The organism is Nostoc sp. DSM 114167, from assembly GCF_052692655.1.
Window position 1 is genome coordinate 7353154 of sequence record NZ_CP195116.1, and the last position, 17482, is coordinate 7370635.

General features: G+C 42.4%; 8 protein-coding genes and 1 pseudogene. 5 read left to right on the plus strand and 4 right to left on the minus strand.

Annotated features, from left to right (window positions below; genetic code table 11):
* Positions 1-39 precede the first annotated feature (39 nt).
* A complete protein-coding gene (locus NSTC731_RS30885) occupies positions 40-1116 on the minus strand; it encodes a sensor histidine kinase (RefSeq protein WP_445628276.1) in 1077 nt (358 codons plus the stop codon).
* A 661-nt stretch (positions 1117-1777) separates the two neighbouring features.
* Here NSTC731_RS30885 and kdpA point away from each other — a divergent pair.
* From kdpA to NSTC731_RS30905, 4 genes are all read left to right on the plus strand, one after another.
* Entirely contained in the window at positions 1778-3463 is a 1686-nt protein-coding gene (gene kdpA / locus NSTC731_RS30890; protein ID WP_445628277.1) for a potassium-transporting ATPase subunit KdpA, read from the plus strand.
* Between the two features lie 558 nt (positions 3464-4021).
* On the plus strand, positions 4022-6127 hold the full coding sequence (gene kdpB / locus NSTC731_RS30895; RefSeq protein WP_445628278.1) for a potassium-transporting ATPase subunit KdpB: 2106 nt from the start codon (positions 4022-4024) through the stop codon (positions 6125-6127).
* Between the two features lie 446 nt (positions 6128-6573).
* Positions 6574-7176: a K(+)-transporting ATPase subunit C gene (kdpC, locus tag NSTC731_RS30900; protein ID WP_445628279.1), complete on the plus strand. Its 603-nt coding sequence runs from the start codon at positions 6574-6576 to the stop codon at positions 7174-7176.
* 157 nt (positions 7177-7333) lie between these two features.
* Positions 7334-8491: a universal stress protein gene (locus NSTC731_RS30905; protein WP_445628280.1), complete on the plus strand. Its 1158-nt coding sequence runs from the start codon at positions 7334-7336 to the stop codon at positions 8489-8491.
* Positions 8492-9042: 551 nt separating this feature from the next.
* Here the strand turns inward: NSTC731_RS30905 and NSTC731_RS30910 are convergent.
* The 3 genes and pseudogenes from NSTC731_RS30910 to NSTC731_RS30920 all read right to left on the minus strand — a co-directional run.
* Positions 9043-10458, minus strand: coding sequence for a folate/biopterin family MFS transporter (locus NSTC731_RS30910; protein ID WP_445628281.1), 1416 nt, complete (start codon positions 10456-10458; stop codon positions 9043-9045).
* Positions 10459-11199: 741 nt separating this feature from the next.
* Positions 11200-11565, minus strand: a complete 366-nt coding sequence (locus tag NSTC731_RS30915) for a hypothetical protein (protein ID WP_445628282.1) — start codon at positions 11563-11565, stop codon at positions 11200-11202.
* Positions 11566-11773: 208 nt separating this feature from the next.
* A pseudogene (locus NSTC731_RS30920) lies at positions 11774-12844 on the minus strand (transposase); the annotation flags it as partial.
* 1585 nt (positions 12845-14429) lie between these two features.
* Between NSTC731_RS30920 and NSTC731_RS30925 the strand changes: the two are divergent.
* On the plus strand, positions 14430-17237 hold the full coding sequence (locus tag NSTC731_RS30925; protein WP_445628283.1) for a beta strand repeat-containing protein: 2808 nt from the start codon (positions 14430-14432) through the stop codon (positions 17235-17237).
* The last annotated feature ends 245 nt before the right edge of the window (positions 17238-17482 follow it).

A 17482-nucleotide genomic window follows, 5' to 3' on the forward strand; every position in this document is an offset into this window, starting at 1 on the left:
GAATTTTGAATTTTGAATTTTGAATTTTGAATTGATTTCTCATCTCCCCGGTGGCGGACAAGCTGGGAGTCGGAAAGCAAACAATGCGCCGCGTGGTGAGCGATTCTCTGCCCAAATTGTACCCCCATGAGCAGTAATAATTTGCCTGGTCAAATAAAGTCCTAGCCCAGATCCAGAGACGTGGCGATCGCTATTTCCTTGATAAAATCTCTCAAATAAGTGAGGTAACTCTTTTTCGGTAATCCCGGAACCAGTATCGAGTATTTTTACCACTTGATCGCTAGAATAACCTTCAAATACTACTTCCACTTTACCGCCACGAGGGGTATGGTTAATGCCATTACTCAGGAGATTGCTGAAGACTCGCCCAAGTTGCAAAGAATCGCCATTTACCCAGAGAAAGCTGCGAAAATCTGATTCGCCATAGTGCAGAGAAATATAAACCTGGCGTGTTTTCGCTAGTTCTGTTAGGGTAGCAACGATTTCTTCCGCTACTGTCACCAAGTTAACTGGTGATATCTGTAGTTTCAGCCCTTCGGCATCATTGCGGTACACATCTAAAAGTGTTTGGACTAATTGCAATGTACTCTGATGACTACGAGCCATTGTTTGTAATACTTTTGCTTGCATGGGCGTGATTTCACCGAATTGCTCATTTTGAAAATATTTCAGCGTTTCAATTGCTCCTAATAAAGGTGTTTTCAAATCATGCGTTAGGGTAGAAACAAAATCTTCACGCATGATAGCTAGTTGTTCTTGGGAGCGTAATTGTGCTTGGGTATAAGCGATCGCTTCTTCATTGCGGTGGTTGCGATCGCTTAACCAACCTGTTACCATCAACGCCAACACTGCAATCAGCCTATTTGCCAACGTTGGAGAATTAATCATTTCTCCTCCGGGAACAAACAAATTCAATAATGTTAATCCTGTTGCTGCTAGAGTGATCCCCAAAACTGCTCTCCGATTCAATCGAGAATCTGCTAACAAAATCGTTCCCGTGTAGAGGTAGCCAAATACGTACTCTGGGGGTGTCAAATATTCTAGTATTATCACGATCGCAAAAGCGATCGCTATTAGTCCATAGGTCTTTCCCCGCTCATTTATAGCTTCTTTCATAGTCCATAATCGACTTAACATCGTCATTTATGATTTACTAATAAATCATGATTATTCAATCTGTATAACTATTTAATTTACCAATTACGAGCTATCTGCAATCTATATCTGCAAATGCCAACTTAAGAATTAACCCGAAAATTACGATTCTCGAAATGTAGCAAAGGAGGACTAGAGAGTGGAAACTGGGTAGTTACTCACAATAAGTGAGGTCTCTACCACGATCTTCCCAATCTCTAAGCCCATTAAGAAAATACTTTATGATATTTATATTCTTTGAAAGTAGCAAACTGGGAAAATGTATTGTATAAACAAATAGTCCTAAGTAGTGAGATAGATAAATTAAGAGTCAAAATTAAATATTCTTAACGAAAACTTTAATAAGTATCTAGAAAATAGTCATAACTGAAAATATTCAGGAGTTATGTTAGCCGTAGCAGGACATTGAGTCAGTACTGAGCAAAAAGTAGGAATTGTAAATATTTTTACTCTCAGCCGAGGCACTTACATACTCGGAACTGATTTGATCCTGAGTGCGATTATTGCTTTTTGTACTCAGTACTGTTTAGGGAAATCCCTTGAAATCAAATATTTCCACAGTTAATCTATTATTTCTCAGAATTGGCATAATACCACTTAAATTTAATTTAGCGCGAAATATATGGGACAAGGTTTTTTGCAAATTGGCTTAACGCTATGTATTGTCATAGCAATCACTCCATTATTTGGAAGATACATAGCGTCTGTCTTTTTGGGAGAAAGAACACTGCTTGATTTTTTAATGAACCCCATAGAACGGAGTATGTTCGTATTTGCGGGTGTTCGGAGAAAAGATGACATGACGGGTGGGGAGTATATCCGGGCCGTACTCTGTTGCAACTTAATTATGGCTATTTCAGTGTATTTTTTGATATATTTTCAGAGGCTCTTACCCTGGAATCCAAACGGTTTCGGTGCGCCCACCTGGGATGTATTGCTGCATACAACGATTTCATTTGTAACGAATACCGATCAACAACACTATGTAGGTGAGACAACCTTAAGCTATTTTAGCCAGGTAGCGGCTTTAGGCTTTTTGATGTTCACCTCCGCAGCCACCGGTTTAGCCGTGGGAATTGCCTTTATTCGCGGGTTAACGGGTAGAAGACTGGGAAACTTTTACGTCGATCTCGTCCGTGGAATTACGCGAATATTGCTGCCGATTTCGATTATTGGTGCGATCGCCTTACTTATAGCAGGTGTACCACAAACATTAGCTGGAACTATGGATGTGCAAACCTTAGAAGGCGGGACGCAATATCTGGCCAGAGGCCCGGTGGCATCCTTTGAAACGATCAAACTTTTGGGCGAGAACGGCGGTGGCTTTTTTGGCGTCAACTCAGCACATCCCTTTGAAAATCCCAATGGCGCTTCTAACTTGATAGAAATGCTCGCCATGATTTCTATCCCAGCAGCCTTGATTTACACCTACGGTATATTTGCCAATAACATCAAACAAGCTTGGCTACTTTTTTGGATGGTGTTTGTGATTTTTGTCATTTTGGTGGGAGTTACAGCCGTGGGAGAACTGCAAGGTAATCCCCTGGTTAATACCGCCTTTGGATTAGAACAGCCCAATTTAGAGGGAAAAGAAGTTCGATTTGGTTGGGCACAAACAGCATTTTGGGCAGTGATGACTACTGCTACTATGTCTGGTGCTGTGAACGGGATGCACGATTCTTTGATGCCGCAAGGAATATTTTCGACTCTCTTCAACTTATTTATCCAGGTTATCTGGGGTGGTCAAGGAACTGGAACAGCTTACTTATTTATTTACTTAATTCTCACAGTCTTCCTGACTGGACTCATGGCAGGACGTACTCCAGAGTTTTTAGGACGCAAAATTGAAAAGCGAGAAATCGTCCTCGCTAGCGTAGTGCTGTTGATTCACCCAATTCTAGTTTTGATTCCCAGTGCGATCGCTTTGGCTTATCCCATCTCCCTATCTGGAATTAGCAACGCTGGCTATCACGGTATTTCTCAAGTAGTTTATGAATATGCTTCAGCAGCAGCAAATAATGGTTCGGGCTTAGAGGGTTTGGGGGATAACACCCTGTGGTGGAACTTGAGTACAATAGTGAGCCTAATCGGAGGACGCTACATTCCGATGATTGCTATCCTGCTGCTAGCTGACGGGATGTCTCGCAAACAACCAGTAGAAGAAACTCCTGCTACCTTAAGAACAGATTCTTTGGTATTTACTAGTATCACAGCTGGAGTAACGCTGGTTTTGGGAGTATTAACTTTCTTTCCCGTTCTGGCTTTAGGCCCCATAGCTGAGGGTTTGAAACTAGCATCTGGCAGTTAGAAAAGTTATGAGTTATAAGTTTGAAATTAAGAAGATATCAAAAAGTAATTCAGGAGGCAGGAGGAAGGAGTAACCCAGACTTAAAAGTGTGAGATTTGAGCAAGAAAGGTTATATAGCTGTAGTCAGACATATTAGGACAGTGTTGATTGCTCAAAACCTTGGAAGCAACTAGTAGTCTGCCAAGCCAAAAATGTGCTTGTGAGGGCTGGGTAAGGGGTAAAGGGGAAAGGGTAAGGGATTTAAAACCTTTCTCCCTTTACCCCGCCAAGTTCACGAGAGCGAACTACTAGGTTTACTCAGCACGGGATCAACGCCCCGCTATCCATGTACAGCACTCAGCTATATCTTGCACTACGCGTCTCGTACCAGTATCTTATTTTTAACTGGGTAATTACTCAGAACTAAAGTTTTCATTCATACTTATTTCCTCCTGGCTCCTGCCGTTATCTGATAAATTATTCGGTTTCGTAGGATGCGTTACTAACGCATCCTACAGGTTGGATATTTTTTTATTAGAAGTTCCTATAACTCCTAACTTCTCACTGCTAACTTTATTTATGAATCAAGTGGCAACTAACTTCAAAGCTAGACGCCCAAGTTTTCGTTCTGGCGATCGCCGCCAAAAACGTAAAAAGACCAGGGCAAATAATAAGTGGCTGTACTTAAGAGCAATTAGAGATGCTTTTGTCAAGCTCAACCCTAAGTATGCAATCAAAAATCCAGTAATCTTTGTGGTTTGGGTAGGGACAATCATCATCCTATTGCTAACGATCGATCCCAACCTATTTGGCCCAGCCCTGCAAAAGAACCCGCAAGTTTTCAACGCCTTGTTGTCAGGGATTTTATTCTTCACAGTTTGGTTTGCCAATTTTGCCGAAGCAGTGGCAGAAGGACGGGGTAAAGCCCAAGCCGATGCCTTGCGGTTAACAAAGTTAGAGGCGATCGCTAAAAAACTTGCTGCCGATGGCACAATTAGTGAAGTTTCATCCACCAGCCTTAAACAGGGCGATACCATCTACGTCGTTGCTGGCGATATCATCCCCGCCGATGGTGAAGTCATCATGGGTGTTGCCTCAGTGGATGAATCGGCAATTACTGGAGAATCTGCACCAGTATTAAAAGAATCAGGCTCCGATGTTGCCAGTTCCGTCACTGGTGGAACGCGAATTATCTCAGATGAACTAATTATCCGTATAACTACTGATGCAGGCAAAGGCTTTATTGACCGGATGATTGCCTTGGTAGAAGGGGCAGAACGCAGCAAAACACCCAATGAAATTGCCCTCACGGTATTGTTAGCAGTTCTCAGCTTAGTGTTTTTGTTAGTCGTAGTCACCTTGCCTGCACTTGCTTACTATGTCAACAGTCCAGTTAACGTCCCAATTTTAATTGCCCTATTAGTAGCGTTAATTCCTACCACCATTGGCGGCTTACTAAGTACCATCGGTATTGCTGGTATGGATCGAGTTGCCCAATTTAACGTCATTGCCACATCAGGACGAGCAGTCGAAGCCTGTGGTGATATCAATACTTTACTTCTTGACAAAACAGGTACAATTACCCTCGGCAACCGTCTGGCGGAAGAGTTTATTCCCCTCAACGGTCATTCAATGTCGGAAATTGCTAATGTTGCCTGGGCGGCTAGTGTCTTTGACAATACACCAGAAGGAAAATCCATTGTCCGACTGGCAGAAAAGTTGGGCGCAAGATTTGATTTTGACTCCACTCAGGCAGAAGGAGTCAGTTTTTCCGCCAAAACCCGGATGAGTGGCACGAATTTACCTGGTGGGTATGAGGCTAGAAAGGGAGCAGTAGAAGCTATTAAAGGATTTGTCCGTTCCCGCAACGGACGCGATACGCCAGAATTGGATGCTGCCTACGAACGAGTTTCCCGCTTGGGAGGTACACCCCTAGCAGTTAGCCTAGATAACGAAATCTATGGGATTGTTTATCTCAAAGATATAGTTAAACCTGGTATCCGCGATCGCTTTCTTGCACTGCGACGCATGGGAGTACGTACCATCATGCTAACTGGAGACAACCGAATTACCGCTTCTGTCATTGCTAAAGAAGCTGGGGTTGATGACTTCATTGCCGAAGCCACACCAGAAGACAAAATCAGTATCATTAAACAGGAACAAGCAGCAGGTAAACTGGTTGCCATGACGGGAGATGGAACTAACGATGCTCCAGCATTAGCCCAAGCTAACGTTGGCGTGGCGATGAATACAGGAACACAAGCTGCAAAAGAAGCCGCCAACATGGTCGATTTGGACTCCGATCCCACAAAGCTACTCGATATTATTGGTATTGGTAAGCAATTGTTGATTACTCGCGGGGCATTGACGACATTTTCCATCGCTAATGATATTGCTAAATACTTTGCAATTATTCCAGTGATATTTGTCGCTGCTAATTTGCAAAGCCTGAATATTATGAATTTGACTAGCCCTAAATCTGCTGTACTCTCAGCATTGATTTATAATGCTTTGATTATTCCTGCTTTGATTCCCTTGGCATTAAAGGGTGTGAGGTTTAGACCTCTGACAGCTAATCAGTTACTCCAACGCAATATCTTAATTTACGGCTTAGGTGGGGTGATTGCGCCGTTTATTGCAATTAAGTTGATCGATGTACTGATTACACTTGTAGGTTTGGCTTAAGGATAGCAAAAGTAGAGACGCTGAAAAACGATCGCATCTTGACCAAAGTAAAATAATAAACATTTTTACTTTTACCTGTTGATAGGAGGGACAAGAAGAATATGAATAAATATCGTTTTCATTCAGCACTGCTTTGGCGATATCCTTTGTTTAGTCGCAATGGCATAAACAACAGACCTCTTGCAAAAATAATTTTTGCACTCTTAGGGGAAAGGGTAAAGGTTAAAGGGAAAGGATTTGGAGTTTCTTTACCCTTTTCCCGGACGAATGCCAAGAAGTCTAACATTTACCACTCGCTATTTTTATCTTGCTGTGCTTGAATGTGGTAACTGCCCCAGTTGTTTATGCTGTTGCTAACAGCATCTTGTAACATCGTGCTAGGTGGGCAAAAGAATTAAAAATTAAAAATTAAAAATTAAATTATAAGCGCAATTGGAAAACTTTTTATGGCTATTATTCGAGAAACTATCAGAGCAATTTTTATAACTCTAATGCTTTGGTTGTTGACTGCAATCATCTATCCGCTGGTAATTCTTGTAGTGGGTCAAGTTTTTTTGCCCTATCAAGCTAATGGCAGTATCGTGCGGAATCTAAATGATGAACCAATTGGTTCGGCTTTAATCGGTCAGGTATTCACATCTGACCGATATTTCCATTCTCGTCCTAGTACTGTTAGATATAGTCAAGGAAAAAAAGCCAAGCCAACCGGCATATCTGGAGCTAGCAATCTCGCTGCCAGCAATCCAGAACTACTTAAGCGGATTTTAGAAGAGGCAGATAAATTGCGAGAGGAAAATCTTCAACCGATAGCTGATTTAATTTATACCTCTGGTTCGGGTTTAGATCCGCATATTTCCTTTAAAGCAGCACGGCAGCAATTGACGCGGGTTGCTGGTGCGCGGGGAGTAAAAGAAGATGAGATTTTACGTTTAATTAATAAGTATACTGATGACAGATTTTTATGGATTTTTGGCGAACCAGGAGTCAATGTTCTGCGATTGAATTATGCTCTTGACTTACAAGATTTTAATCGTCAGCAAAATCAGTAATTTGTCATTTGTCACTTGTACTGAGCGTAGTCGAAGTATTGGTCATTTGTCAGTAGTTATTCTCCCCTGCTTTTCCTGCGTTCAGCAAGAACTGCTTTATCCCAATGACAAATTTTTACGCTAACCTACTTAGGATTATACAGATACTAAAAATGAAATGTCAGATCGTAGTAATACTGGTTCGACTGGGAATGCACCTTTAAATTCTGCAAGTTACTCGCTTTATCCAGCACGACGGCGGGGTAAGCATAAAATCTTTATTGGTATGGCTCCTGGAGTAGGCAAAACCTACCGGATGTTAGAAGAGGGACACGCACTCAAACAAGAAGGAATTGATGTTGTCGTTGGGCTTTTGGAAACCCACGGACGCAAGGAGACGGCTGAAAAGGCAGAGGGACTGGAAATTATACCCCGTAAGCAATATCCTCGCGGTGAGTTGACGCTGACGGATATGGATACAGATGCTATTTTAAAGCGATCGCCCCAATTAGTCTTAATCGATGAACTCGCCCATACCAATGTCCCTGGTTCTCCACGCGAAAAACGCTACGAAGATGTCGAAGTAGTTTTGGCAGCCGGGATTGATGTCTACTCCACAATGAATGTGCAACATTTAGAAAGTCTCAACGATTTAGTAGCCAGAATTACAGGTGTGGTAGTCCGCGAGCGGGTTCCTGACAGGATTATGGATGAAGCAGATGAAATAGTGGTAGTGGATGTCACGCCAGAAACACTGCAAGAACGATTATTAGAAGGGAAGATTTACGCACAGCCAAAAATCCAACAATCCCTCGATAATTTTTTCCAACGCCGTAACCTGATTGCTTTGCGGGAGTTGGCTTTGCGGGAAGTAGCAGACAACGTAGAAGAAAATGCGATCGCCTCTACTCCCAACGGACAATTTTGTAATATTCACGAGCGGGTTTTGGTGTGTGTATCTACCTATCCCAATTCAGTGCAGCTGTTACGTCGGGGTGCGAGATTGGCTAACTATATGAATGCGCCGCTTTATACGTTGTTCGTAGCCGATCCAGAACGCTTTCTCACTAAGGAGGAAAGCTTACACATCCACACTTGCGAGAAACTTTGTAAAGAATTTGAAGGTACTTTTCTTCGTGTTACCAACAGTAATATAGCTAATGCGATCGCCCAAGTCGCCGAGAGACATCGTATCACCCAAATTGTAATCGGAGAAAGTCAGCGATCGCGCTGGCAAATGCTCCTCAAAGGATCTTTAACGCAAAAATTGGTGCGCTTGCTCAAAAATATAGATTTGCATATCATTGCCAGCGAAAAAATGGTTTCACCCAAATAGGGCAGGGGGCAGGGAGCATACTTCGACTGCGCTCAGTAACCAGGGGGGCAGGGGAGACAAGGGGACAAGGGAGACAAGGAGATAAGGGACTGACAAATAATAAAATATCCCAATATTTCTTGTATGATGGGCGTCTCGCCCGGACTGTGAACTGGGCGCTCATGTTGCCATTGGTGTCAACTTCACGTCAAACCGAACGTCCGCCAGGGATTAAAATCCCTGTCTGATAGCAAAAGTCCTCACTCAGAGGACTCAAGATTACAGTCCATTTTAATGGACTTGGGTTATTAGACCGCCGTTTTAACGGTGGGCGGACGCACAACACCCAACGAGTACGCTAGGGCTTGCTGAAGTTGACACCACTGGTAAGATGCCCACCCCACAATATTGGATAATTTATTTCTTGGAGTTCCCTAAATAAAACTCCTAACTCTTGTACAGACGCGATTCATCGCGTCTCTACTGTTAACTCCTAACTCAGCACTGGCTAAACGCCCCGCTGACGCTAACAGCACTCTCGATCTGATTTACTTAGAAACTGCTGTATTACACTATTCTAGTATTTCTGACTTTGGTTCTCTCAGTACCAACTCCGGGATCAAATCAGGCGAAAATGATTTTTGGTCATTTTTGAGTGTTTCAGTTTGTTCTTCAGCAGCAGGTAGCCAGTTGATAAATGGTAGGGGTAATAGGGTGCTGAGGTTAGTAATTAGCACCAATAGCCAAAGTGATTCAAAGTTTGTTGCGGTGATTCCCAGCCAATAGGTGATTAATGCCCCGAATGCATGGGAAACTGTTCCGGCGGAATTATAGACTGACATTAACAAGGCAAATAATGTCGCTTCCACACCAGAAGGACAAAGCCTTGCTGCTAGCACCATCACTTGCATAAACGCAATTTTCCCCATCACAGTCAAAATCAGGCTATCACCCAAACTAAACCAGTGGTCATCTATACCCAATAGCCTGTTTGTGTGAGTTACCAACAACAGCATCGTCATCCCCAAAAGTGACGAAAGGACAGTACTCCAAGCAAAAATCACGCGAAAAGGGATGCTTTTGAGGAAACGTTGAAAAATCCAAACACCTGCTAAAGAAGCGAAACTTCCCACCAAGTTTACTCGCCCCAAAAATTCTGGTTCAAAGTGGAGTTCGTTGGTAGCGAAGTAGAAAAAGGCAGAGTCAGCATTTGGGGTAGCTTGCCAGATGAAGATAAACGCCGTTGGTAGCCAAATTGTTTTTTGGCTAATGGCTTGGCGTAGCTGTCCCAGTTGATGTTTGATTGGTACAGAGTTGGTCTGATTAATATCTTCAGGATCTTTGCTAACGGGGGACTCAGCAATTAACCAAGCCACCCCTGAAACGATCAAAGGAAATAAAGCGGTGATCCCAAAGACGGTACGGGTAGTAAAGTATTGAAGTAGTAGACCGCTACAGTAAGCTGTTATTAAACCTCCGATCGCAGAAGCACCCCAGCACAGAGATTGTAGTGAGCCGGCTTTTGCTTGCGATTCGCCTCTGGCTCGTTCTACAACTAGCGAGTCAACGATGACATCACTCATGGCGACACTAAGAGAACCAAGAGCGATCGCTAAGGTAGCTGCCCAGCTAGTATGAACTATTGTGGCCAGACTCATCCAAGAAGCAGTTCCCAGTATCCCGGATAAAATCAAGTAAGGACGGCGACGATAGCCAAATATAGGCAAGCCATCAGAGATAAAACCAAACATCGGCTTGATCATCCAAGGTAGGAAGACAATTCCCAATAGCGCCGATACCTGGACTGGACTCAGGAGTAGTTCATCTTTGAGAAAAAAGCTAACGGCTAGACGCGATAGCCCTAAAATTCCTTGGACAAAGTAAACGGTGAGAATTGCAATTAACTCCGCATTCGGTTCATTACCTAAGAAGAGTTTTTGTGTTAATAAGTCTTTGACCTTAGACAAGCCAGATGATTGATCTACCATTCGATAAATATTTTTTAAATTTTGTCTACTTGTCTATCATATCGATTCTTAAAAGGTGGGTTTTTTCTCACCTTTTCCTTTGGTTTCTTCACTTCGACTACGCGGTAGTTGAATCTCGACTTCGCTCGATTACCGCGCAGTCGAAACTCAGTACAAGTCGCTCGATTACCGCGCAGCGATGCACTGAGCCTGTCCTGAGCGTAGCCGTTGGCGCAGCCTCTCGTAGAGAAGGGCGCAGTCGAAGTGTCGAAACTCAGTACAAGTCGCTCGATTACCGCGCAGCGATGCACTGAGCCTGTCCTGAGCGTAGCCGTTGGCGCAGCCTCTCGTAGAGAAGGGCGCAGTCGAAGTGTCCAAACTCAGTACAAGTCAGGGCAAGTCGCTCAACAACCGGGCAGGAGGTTAGGAGTATCAATTAAAACTAAAGTTTTCGGGTCTGAGCTACAGATCAGAAAAAGAATTATACCAAGACGCGCTGCGCGTTAGCGTAACGGCACAAAGTGCGAAGCCACTGCGGTGAGCGGGTTCCCCGACATCAAGCATCCAATCGCCGAGGCAAGTAATAAATTAGACTGTTCAAACAACCTCTAATAGCAAGAATTGGTTGAAACGGACTAAAAATACTTTATTAGTCCGTTTCAACCAACTTGAGCTAATAGCCGGAAAATAAATTTTCGGGCAGTTTTTAAGCTTTTGTCACAGCTTTGAAGATGGTGGTTCTACACATATTCATATCGGGAATTAGGAATACTTAACATCTAGAAAAGGCAGTTGCTTTGAACCATTAGCGCCAATAACTTCAATACCTTGTTTGCCACGAATGCCGTCTACTGGTAGAGAAACTATATAAGGTGCGATCGCTGGTAATCCGATTCCGGGCAAAGTACCAACGACCTCAACTCCCCAATATTCAGGTTGCTGGACGTATACAAGTGGCACAAGATTCACTTCCAAATTCAAGTATGGTTTCGTTCCTTTGACAACTAAAATATAAGTGTCATTTACTATACCCGGACGAATTTCTGCTTCTTCAAAGTCAATTAATCGAGATGACTCTGGTTTTGGTAAAGCTCGGAATTGACTAAGACTTTGCTCTAATGTACTCATTTTTTCTCCTTTAGAAGAACTATGTTGTTGAAGCAACTAATTAAGGAGATAACAAGATATTTTCAATCTTGTACCTTCAACTTTTTAGTTTCTTAGTTAATTCATCAAGCTAGAAAGCAAAGTTTATGCAATGCCAACTTCTTCTTTACATTTATTTATCAACTCACATCTTGCACCGAGAAATATGAATGTCAAAACCACAACTACGTGTAAGAGGAGTTAGCCGTTTAATATTAAGTAAAAGAAAATACACAACTATTTGAGGAAAAATAGATTCTAAAGCAGTTTGTGCAGCTTGTCCCCAATCAGGTGAAGAAGCTGGCTGAGTATGCAGATAACTCCAATGAGCGATGAGATAAGCAGTCAGAGAAAGAATCAGCCAGCGATACATACCCTTAAGAGTACCTTGACCAAAACGATGTAAACCAAAGCGATGTTTGGCAGTTTTAAACCAACCTTCAATCTGCCAACGACGCTTACCCCACCACCGTAGAGTAGAAGCTTTAATTGGGCGGGTAGACAGAACAAAACGCTTTTCTAACTTGCCATTATCCCGCTTTAAGTAATACCAAGATACTGTAACAGGAAACTTTAAACCTACTAAACGAACCTGTTGACCCTGTTTGTGCAAATGTCGTAAAACTCTACCATCGGTCAATTTACGGCTAATCGCTACACCTGTAACAGCATGATATTTAAGCTGACGTATACCCTGCAAGAATTCGACACTACCAAAAGCTGTATCCGCTAAAATAATTGTTTCAAAGTGTTGAGTTAAAGATTGAGGTAAACGTTTCACTAGAGATAGTCCAAGTTTAGCTGGTGATGGAGTACCCTTACCTCTCCAAACACGGAAATTCCAGGGAATACGCCATTTTCCGATTACCAAATAAACTACTACCAAATGGAGACCACGCTTACCGTTATAGACTTTGATTAACTCACTAAAATCTTTAAATTTGCCACGTTTTTCTAAAGTCGTCAGGTCAATGATTACTTGTAAAAATGGTCTGCGCCCTCTGCCAGATGACGATAATGACTTGACCACTGTTTGTAATACTTGGTGGCGAACTATGCGAATCATTTCCCTTGTTGACCAAGGATTGATATTTAAAAATCGGCTGATTGCGCTGGGGGATTTTGCCTGACTATGTTCAGGTAATGGGTGTCCTTGTGCCTCTAAGAATAACCCCAGCATAGCTTCTAGGTTATCTTTTTGGTACTGCGTCGGCATCAACTTTTTGAGGTTGTAAACTAATTCTTGGGCGTGGGCAAGCATTTTTCTTGCTTTAAAACATTTCGATATTTCACGCCTTTTCTCTCATATTTCGAGATTCAGATGCAATCATCTCTCTATCTCAGGTCAAAAAGTCTCTGCATTCCAGCATCTATTTCTCTCTGTATTAATTGCACTATTTAAGTTATATTTAGCACTTAATCTCCCTGATTGATGATATTTACTTGTTGTATAGTTTTGCACTAGGTTATTTGAACTGTACGGGTGACTACGGTTGATGCAAGATGTGAGTCAAGCTCAGAAATTACCATACAAGGTGGTTAATCTAGAAGAATCTTTGCGTTGATAGTCATGTACCGTCGATCTCGTCGTTTGCGATCGCACGATCCTTGAAATCATCAGAGTTCCTGCATTACCCGAATAACGATCTCGAACAGTTCGCGTGCAGAGATACCAGCACTACCTTCGGCAATGGGGATTTGCAATCCACCCAGCCGTGAAAAACGTGGTTAAAGAAATCTACTATTTAATATGCCTTCATTTCCTGACGACTGTTTTTTTGAATAAAAATCTATTTTTGTCCAAAACTTTCCAATATAATCCAGTTTCAAACTCACCGTCCTCAGTAATTTCTTGGCGATGGTTAGGACGGACTACGCCTACGCTACGAGAGTATGTTTGGTGGAGGTTATCCCTAAGTAGCTCTTGATAATGTGGTAATCTTCTGGAGCGATCGCTTTCAACTCCTGTAACTTATCGTCACAACCTCACAGCATAACCCCAGATTTCAAAAACTCTCACAGCTTGCTTGTCTATTAAGGGCGACGACACGCTACACGAGCAAATAAAACAACTATTTAGCTGCTGTTTAGCTGCTGTTTAGCTGCTGTATTCGGGATTATTAGTGGTTTTCAGACATGAAGAATATATAAAGAGAAGTACTGAGATTATACCGATCGGCAAATAATGTAAAGAGTATGCAAAGATATGTCTATAAGTGTGGACATCTCAGTAAATCTTCAGATATGGTTATCAAAGTGTTATTTAGATGTTCCCTATTTTTAAGCTACACACTTACGGGTAATAGCCCACAACAACTGCATAAAAATTATTTCCCTATCGAAAGTGAATTATTCTCTATATTTACCACAGTAGGGCTACGCTTTGAGAAGAAATATGAAGTGTGGGTTTTAGGCATTCAAGCTTGATTTTTCGACACTTTGTCAGTGATGGCTGGGTTGATCTGCGGATCGAGAATGATAAAAAAGTGTGAAACCATCTGTTTTCCTAAATACACGCTCATAAATATGTACAATGCTAAGACTTAGATAGTCTTAACTAGCATTATTAACGGGTACGCAAATAACGAATGAAAAAGGAAATAGGGAATAGGCAAAGAATTTAACTTTGAATCTCCTGCCTCCTGCCTTTTTCAAGTCAGTTAGATAAGTCCTACTTACAAGCTCATCAATAGGGTAAATCTTCGAGAAAATGCTAACCCTCAAGGGTGACATAAAAGTGTGTCGAAAGCATCAACTCTCGGCGATTTCCGTGTGTCCTCAAACAACATTAACAACAAGTTAATAGCTGAAGTTACTCAAAATATCGATTCAGGAAGGTAAGAGTTATGGTGAATATCATTGGAACCAACGGTAAAGATACTCTATTGGGTACTCAGGACGCAGATACAATTAACGCTAAAGTGGGTGATGATATCATCGATGGCAAAAATGGCAACGACCTTTTAAACGGTGATGCCGGAAATGATACCCTCATTGGTGGTGCAGGCAATGATACTCTCCTTGGTGGTACGGATAACGACTCCCTCCGTGGTGGTACGGGTAACGACTCTCTCCGTGGTGGTACTGGTAATAATCTGGTGCGGGGTGATGAGGGAAATGATACTCTTGATGCTTCCTATTCTTCTGGAAATAACATCCTCAGTGGAGATGCAGGGGATGACTACCTTGATATTAGCTATTCTGCTGGCAACAATACGGTTTCAGGCAAAGACGGCGATGATTCCTTTTACGCCGATGAAGTCCGGGGTAGAAACACTCTAAATGGAGGCGCTGGTAATGATGACTTCCATTTGTCCGTCTCAAAAACTTCCCCCTCTTCCTTAACGACTCAAAGTGTAAATGGAGAAACAGGTCAGGATTATTTGTCTATATATTACACCCGTGCCACTACAGGAATCACTTCGAGTTTCGATGCTGCTACTAACACTGGCTCAATTAGTGCTGGTACAAATCGGATTAACTACACCAATATCGAACAATTAGAAATTAGAGGTACAACCTACGCTGATTTTATTGTCGGAAGCAATGGCAACGATTTACTCTTCGGAGGCAGTAGTGGCAACGATTCAAATTATGGCAATGATACAATTTTTGGCGGTGAAGGTAACGATTACTTGAATGTTGATTATTCAACAAGCAATAACATCCTTGACGGTGGTGTTGGTAACGATCAATTCAGTGCTAGCTCTTCAACAGGCAATAATCTAATTTCTGGTGGCGATGGCAATGATAATCTCTCTGCGTCTAAGACAGATGGCAATAACACCCTCAACGGTGGTGCTGGTGACGATCAATTAGATGCTAACTATTCAACAGGGGATAACCTACTGAATGGAGGCGATGGCAATGATTCTCTTAGCGCCTCTCGCGAATACGACTATTCCGCCTCTTTTACCTCCGGTGATAACACTCTCAATGGTGGTGCTGGTGACGACCAATTGAGTGTTAACTATTCAACGGGCAATAACATCCTCAATGGGGGGGATGGCAATGATTCTTTCTTTGCGTCTGGCTACTACGACGACACAAAGGCCGAGGGCAAATTTGGTAATAACATTTTCAATGGAGAAAATGGTAATGATTCCTTCTCTTTCGTCCTATATACTTCTCCATCTTCCTTAGCGACTCAAACAGTAGATGGGGGAACAGGTAACGATTTGTTGAGCGTTTCGTATATCTATCCTAGTGGGGGAATTACAACGACATTCAATGCTGCTACTAACACTGGCTCGATTAAGGCGGGTACGGATCTGATTAACTACAAGAATATCGAAGGATTACATATCTCAGCTACAGCGTACAATGACTTGATTGTGGGGAGTAATGGCAACGATACTATCTCGCTCTATGCCAATAGTAGCAATGATACTATCGATGGCGGAAAAGGTGATGATTTATTAGAAGGCAATTATTACAGTAATTCTAGCGGGGGTGAGGGAATCACTTCGACATTCAATGCTTTTACTAACACTGGCTCCATTACATCAGGCACGAATCAGGTTAATTACAAGAATATCGAACGATTAAATATCTCAGGTACAGCCTACGATGATTTGATTGTAGGGGGCAATGGCAACGATACACTCACCGGAGGCGATCGCGGCAAAGATACTATAGATGGAGGAAAAGGTGACGATTTGTTGTCTTTCTATAACTATTCCATCAGCCAGGGAATCACTTCGACATTCAATGCTGCTACTAATGCTGGTTCGATTACAGCAGGCCCGAATCAGGTGAGCTACAAGAATATCGAACAATTAAATATTTCAGGTACAAACTACGATGATTTGATTGTGGGGAGCAATGGCAACGATACCCTCGCTGGGGGACGTGGAAATAACACGATTCTCGGCGGTGCAGGTAAGGATTTATTGAGTGCTGACTATTCAAATGGGAATAATTCGCTCTCTGGTGGTGATGATAATGATTCTCTCAACGTTTCTGGCTCCTACGACGACTACCGAGGCAATTTTGATCTCGATGCTATCTCTGGTAAGAACACCCTCAATGGTGGCGCTGGTGATGATAACTTAGTTACTAACTATTCATCAGGCAATAACCTACTGAATGGAGGCGATGGCAATGATACTCTCACAGCCGCAGGTTCAGCCTCCTTATATTCCTCATACGGAGCTTATACTGTCTCTGGGAATAATACGCTCAATGGTGGTGCTGGTAACGATCGCTTGATTGTTGACTATTCATCAGGCAATAATCTACTGGATGGAGGCGATGGTAATGATACTCTCACAGCCTCTGGCGCTTCTGGCAAGAACACCTTCAAAGGTGGCAAAGGTAATGATAACCTTTATGGAGGAGCTGGTATAGATACCTTTGTTTTCAATAGTTTCAATGAAGGCGTTGATACCATTTATAACTTCAACGCGACTAATGAACTGATTCAGGTATCGGCTGCTGGTTTTGGTGGCGGGTTATCATCAGGTTTACTCTCAGCTAGCTCTTTTACCCTTGGAGCATCTGCGACAACGAGCAATCAGCGATTTATCTATAACAACACTACAGGTGCGCTATATTTTGACCAAGATGGCAGTGCGGGTGGATTTGCTCAGGTACAATTTGCCCAACTATCTGGTGGAGTGTCACTAAGTCAAAATAACTTGCTAGTTGTTTAATCCTCAACGCCACAATCAAATAGAAATCTTCAGAATGCGAGGTGTTATATTCAGCACCTCGCATTCGATTCATCAATGGAATTATTAAACCACGCGGTAGAATAATTGTTCCAATCGGTGCAGAATGGCGAAGCGATGTAATATGCTTCGTTCCGCTCCAAGAGCAAGCAGTTGTCCATCTGTTTTAAGAGCGATCGCTTGTAAATTATTGAGAGATCGACAAAAAGCTTTAAATTGAGTATATC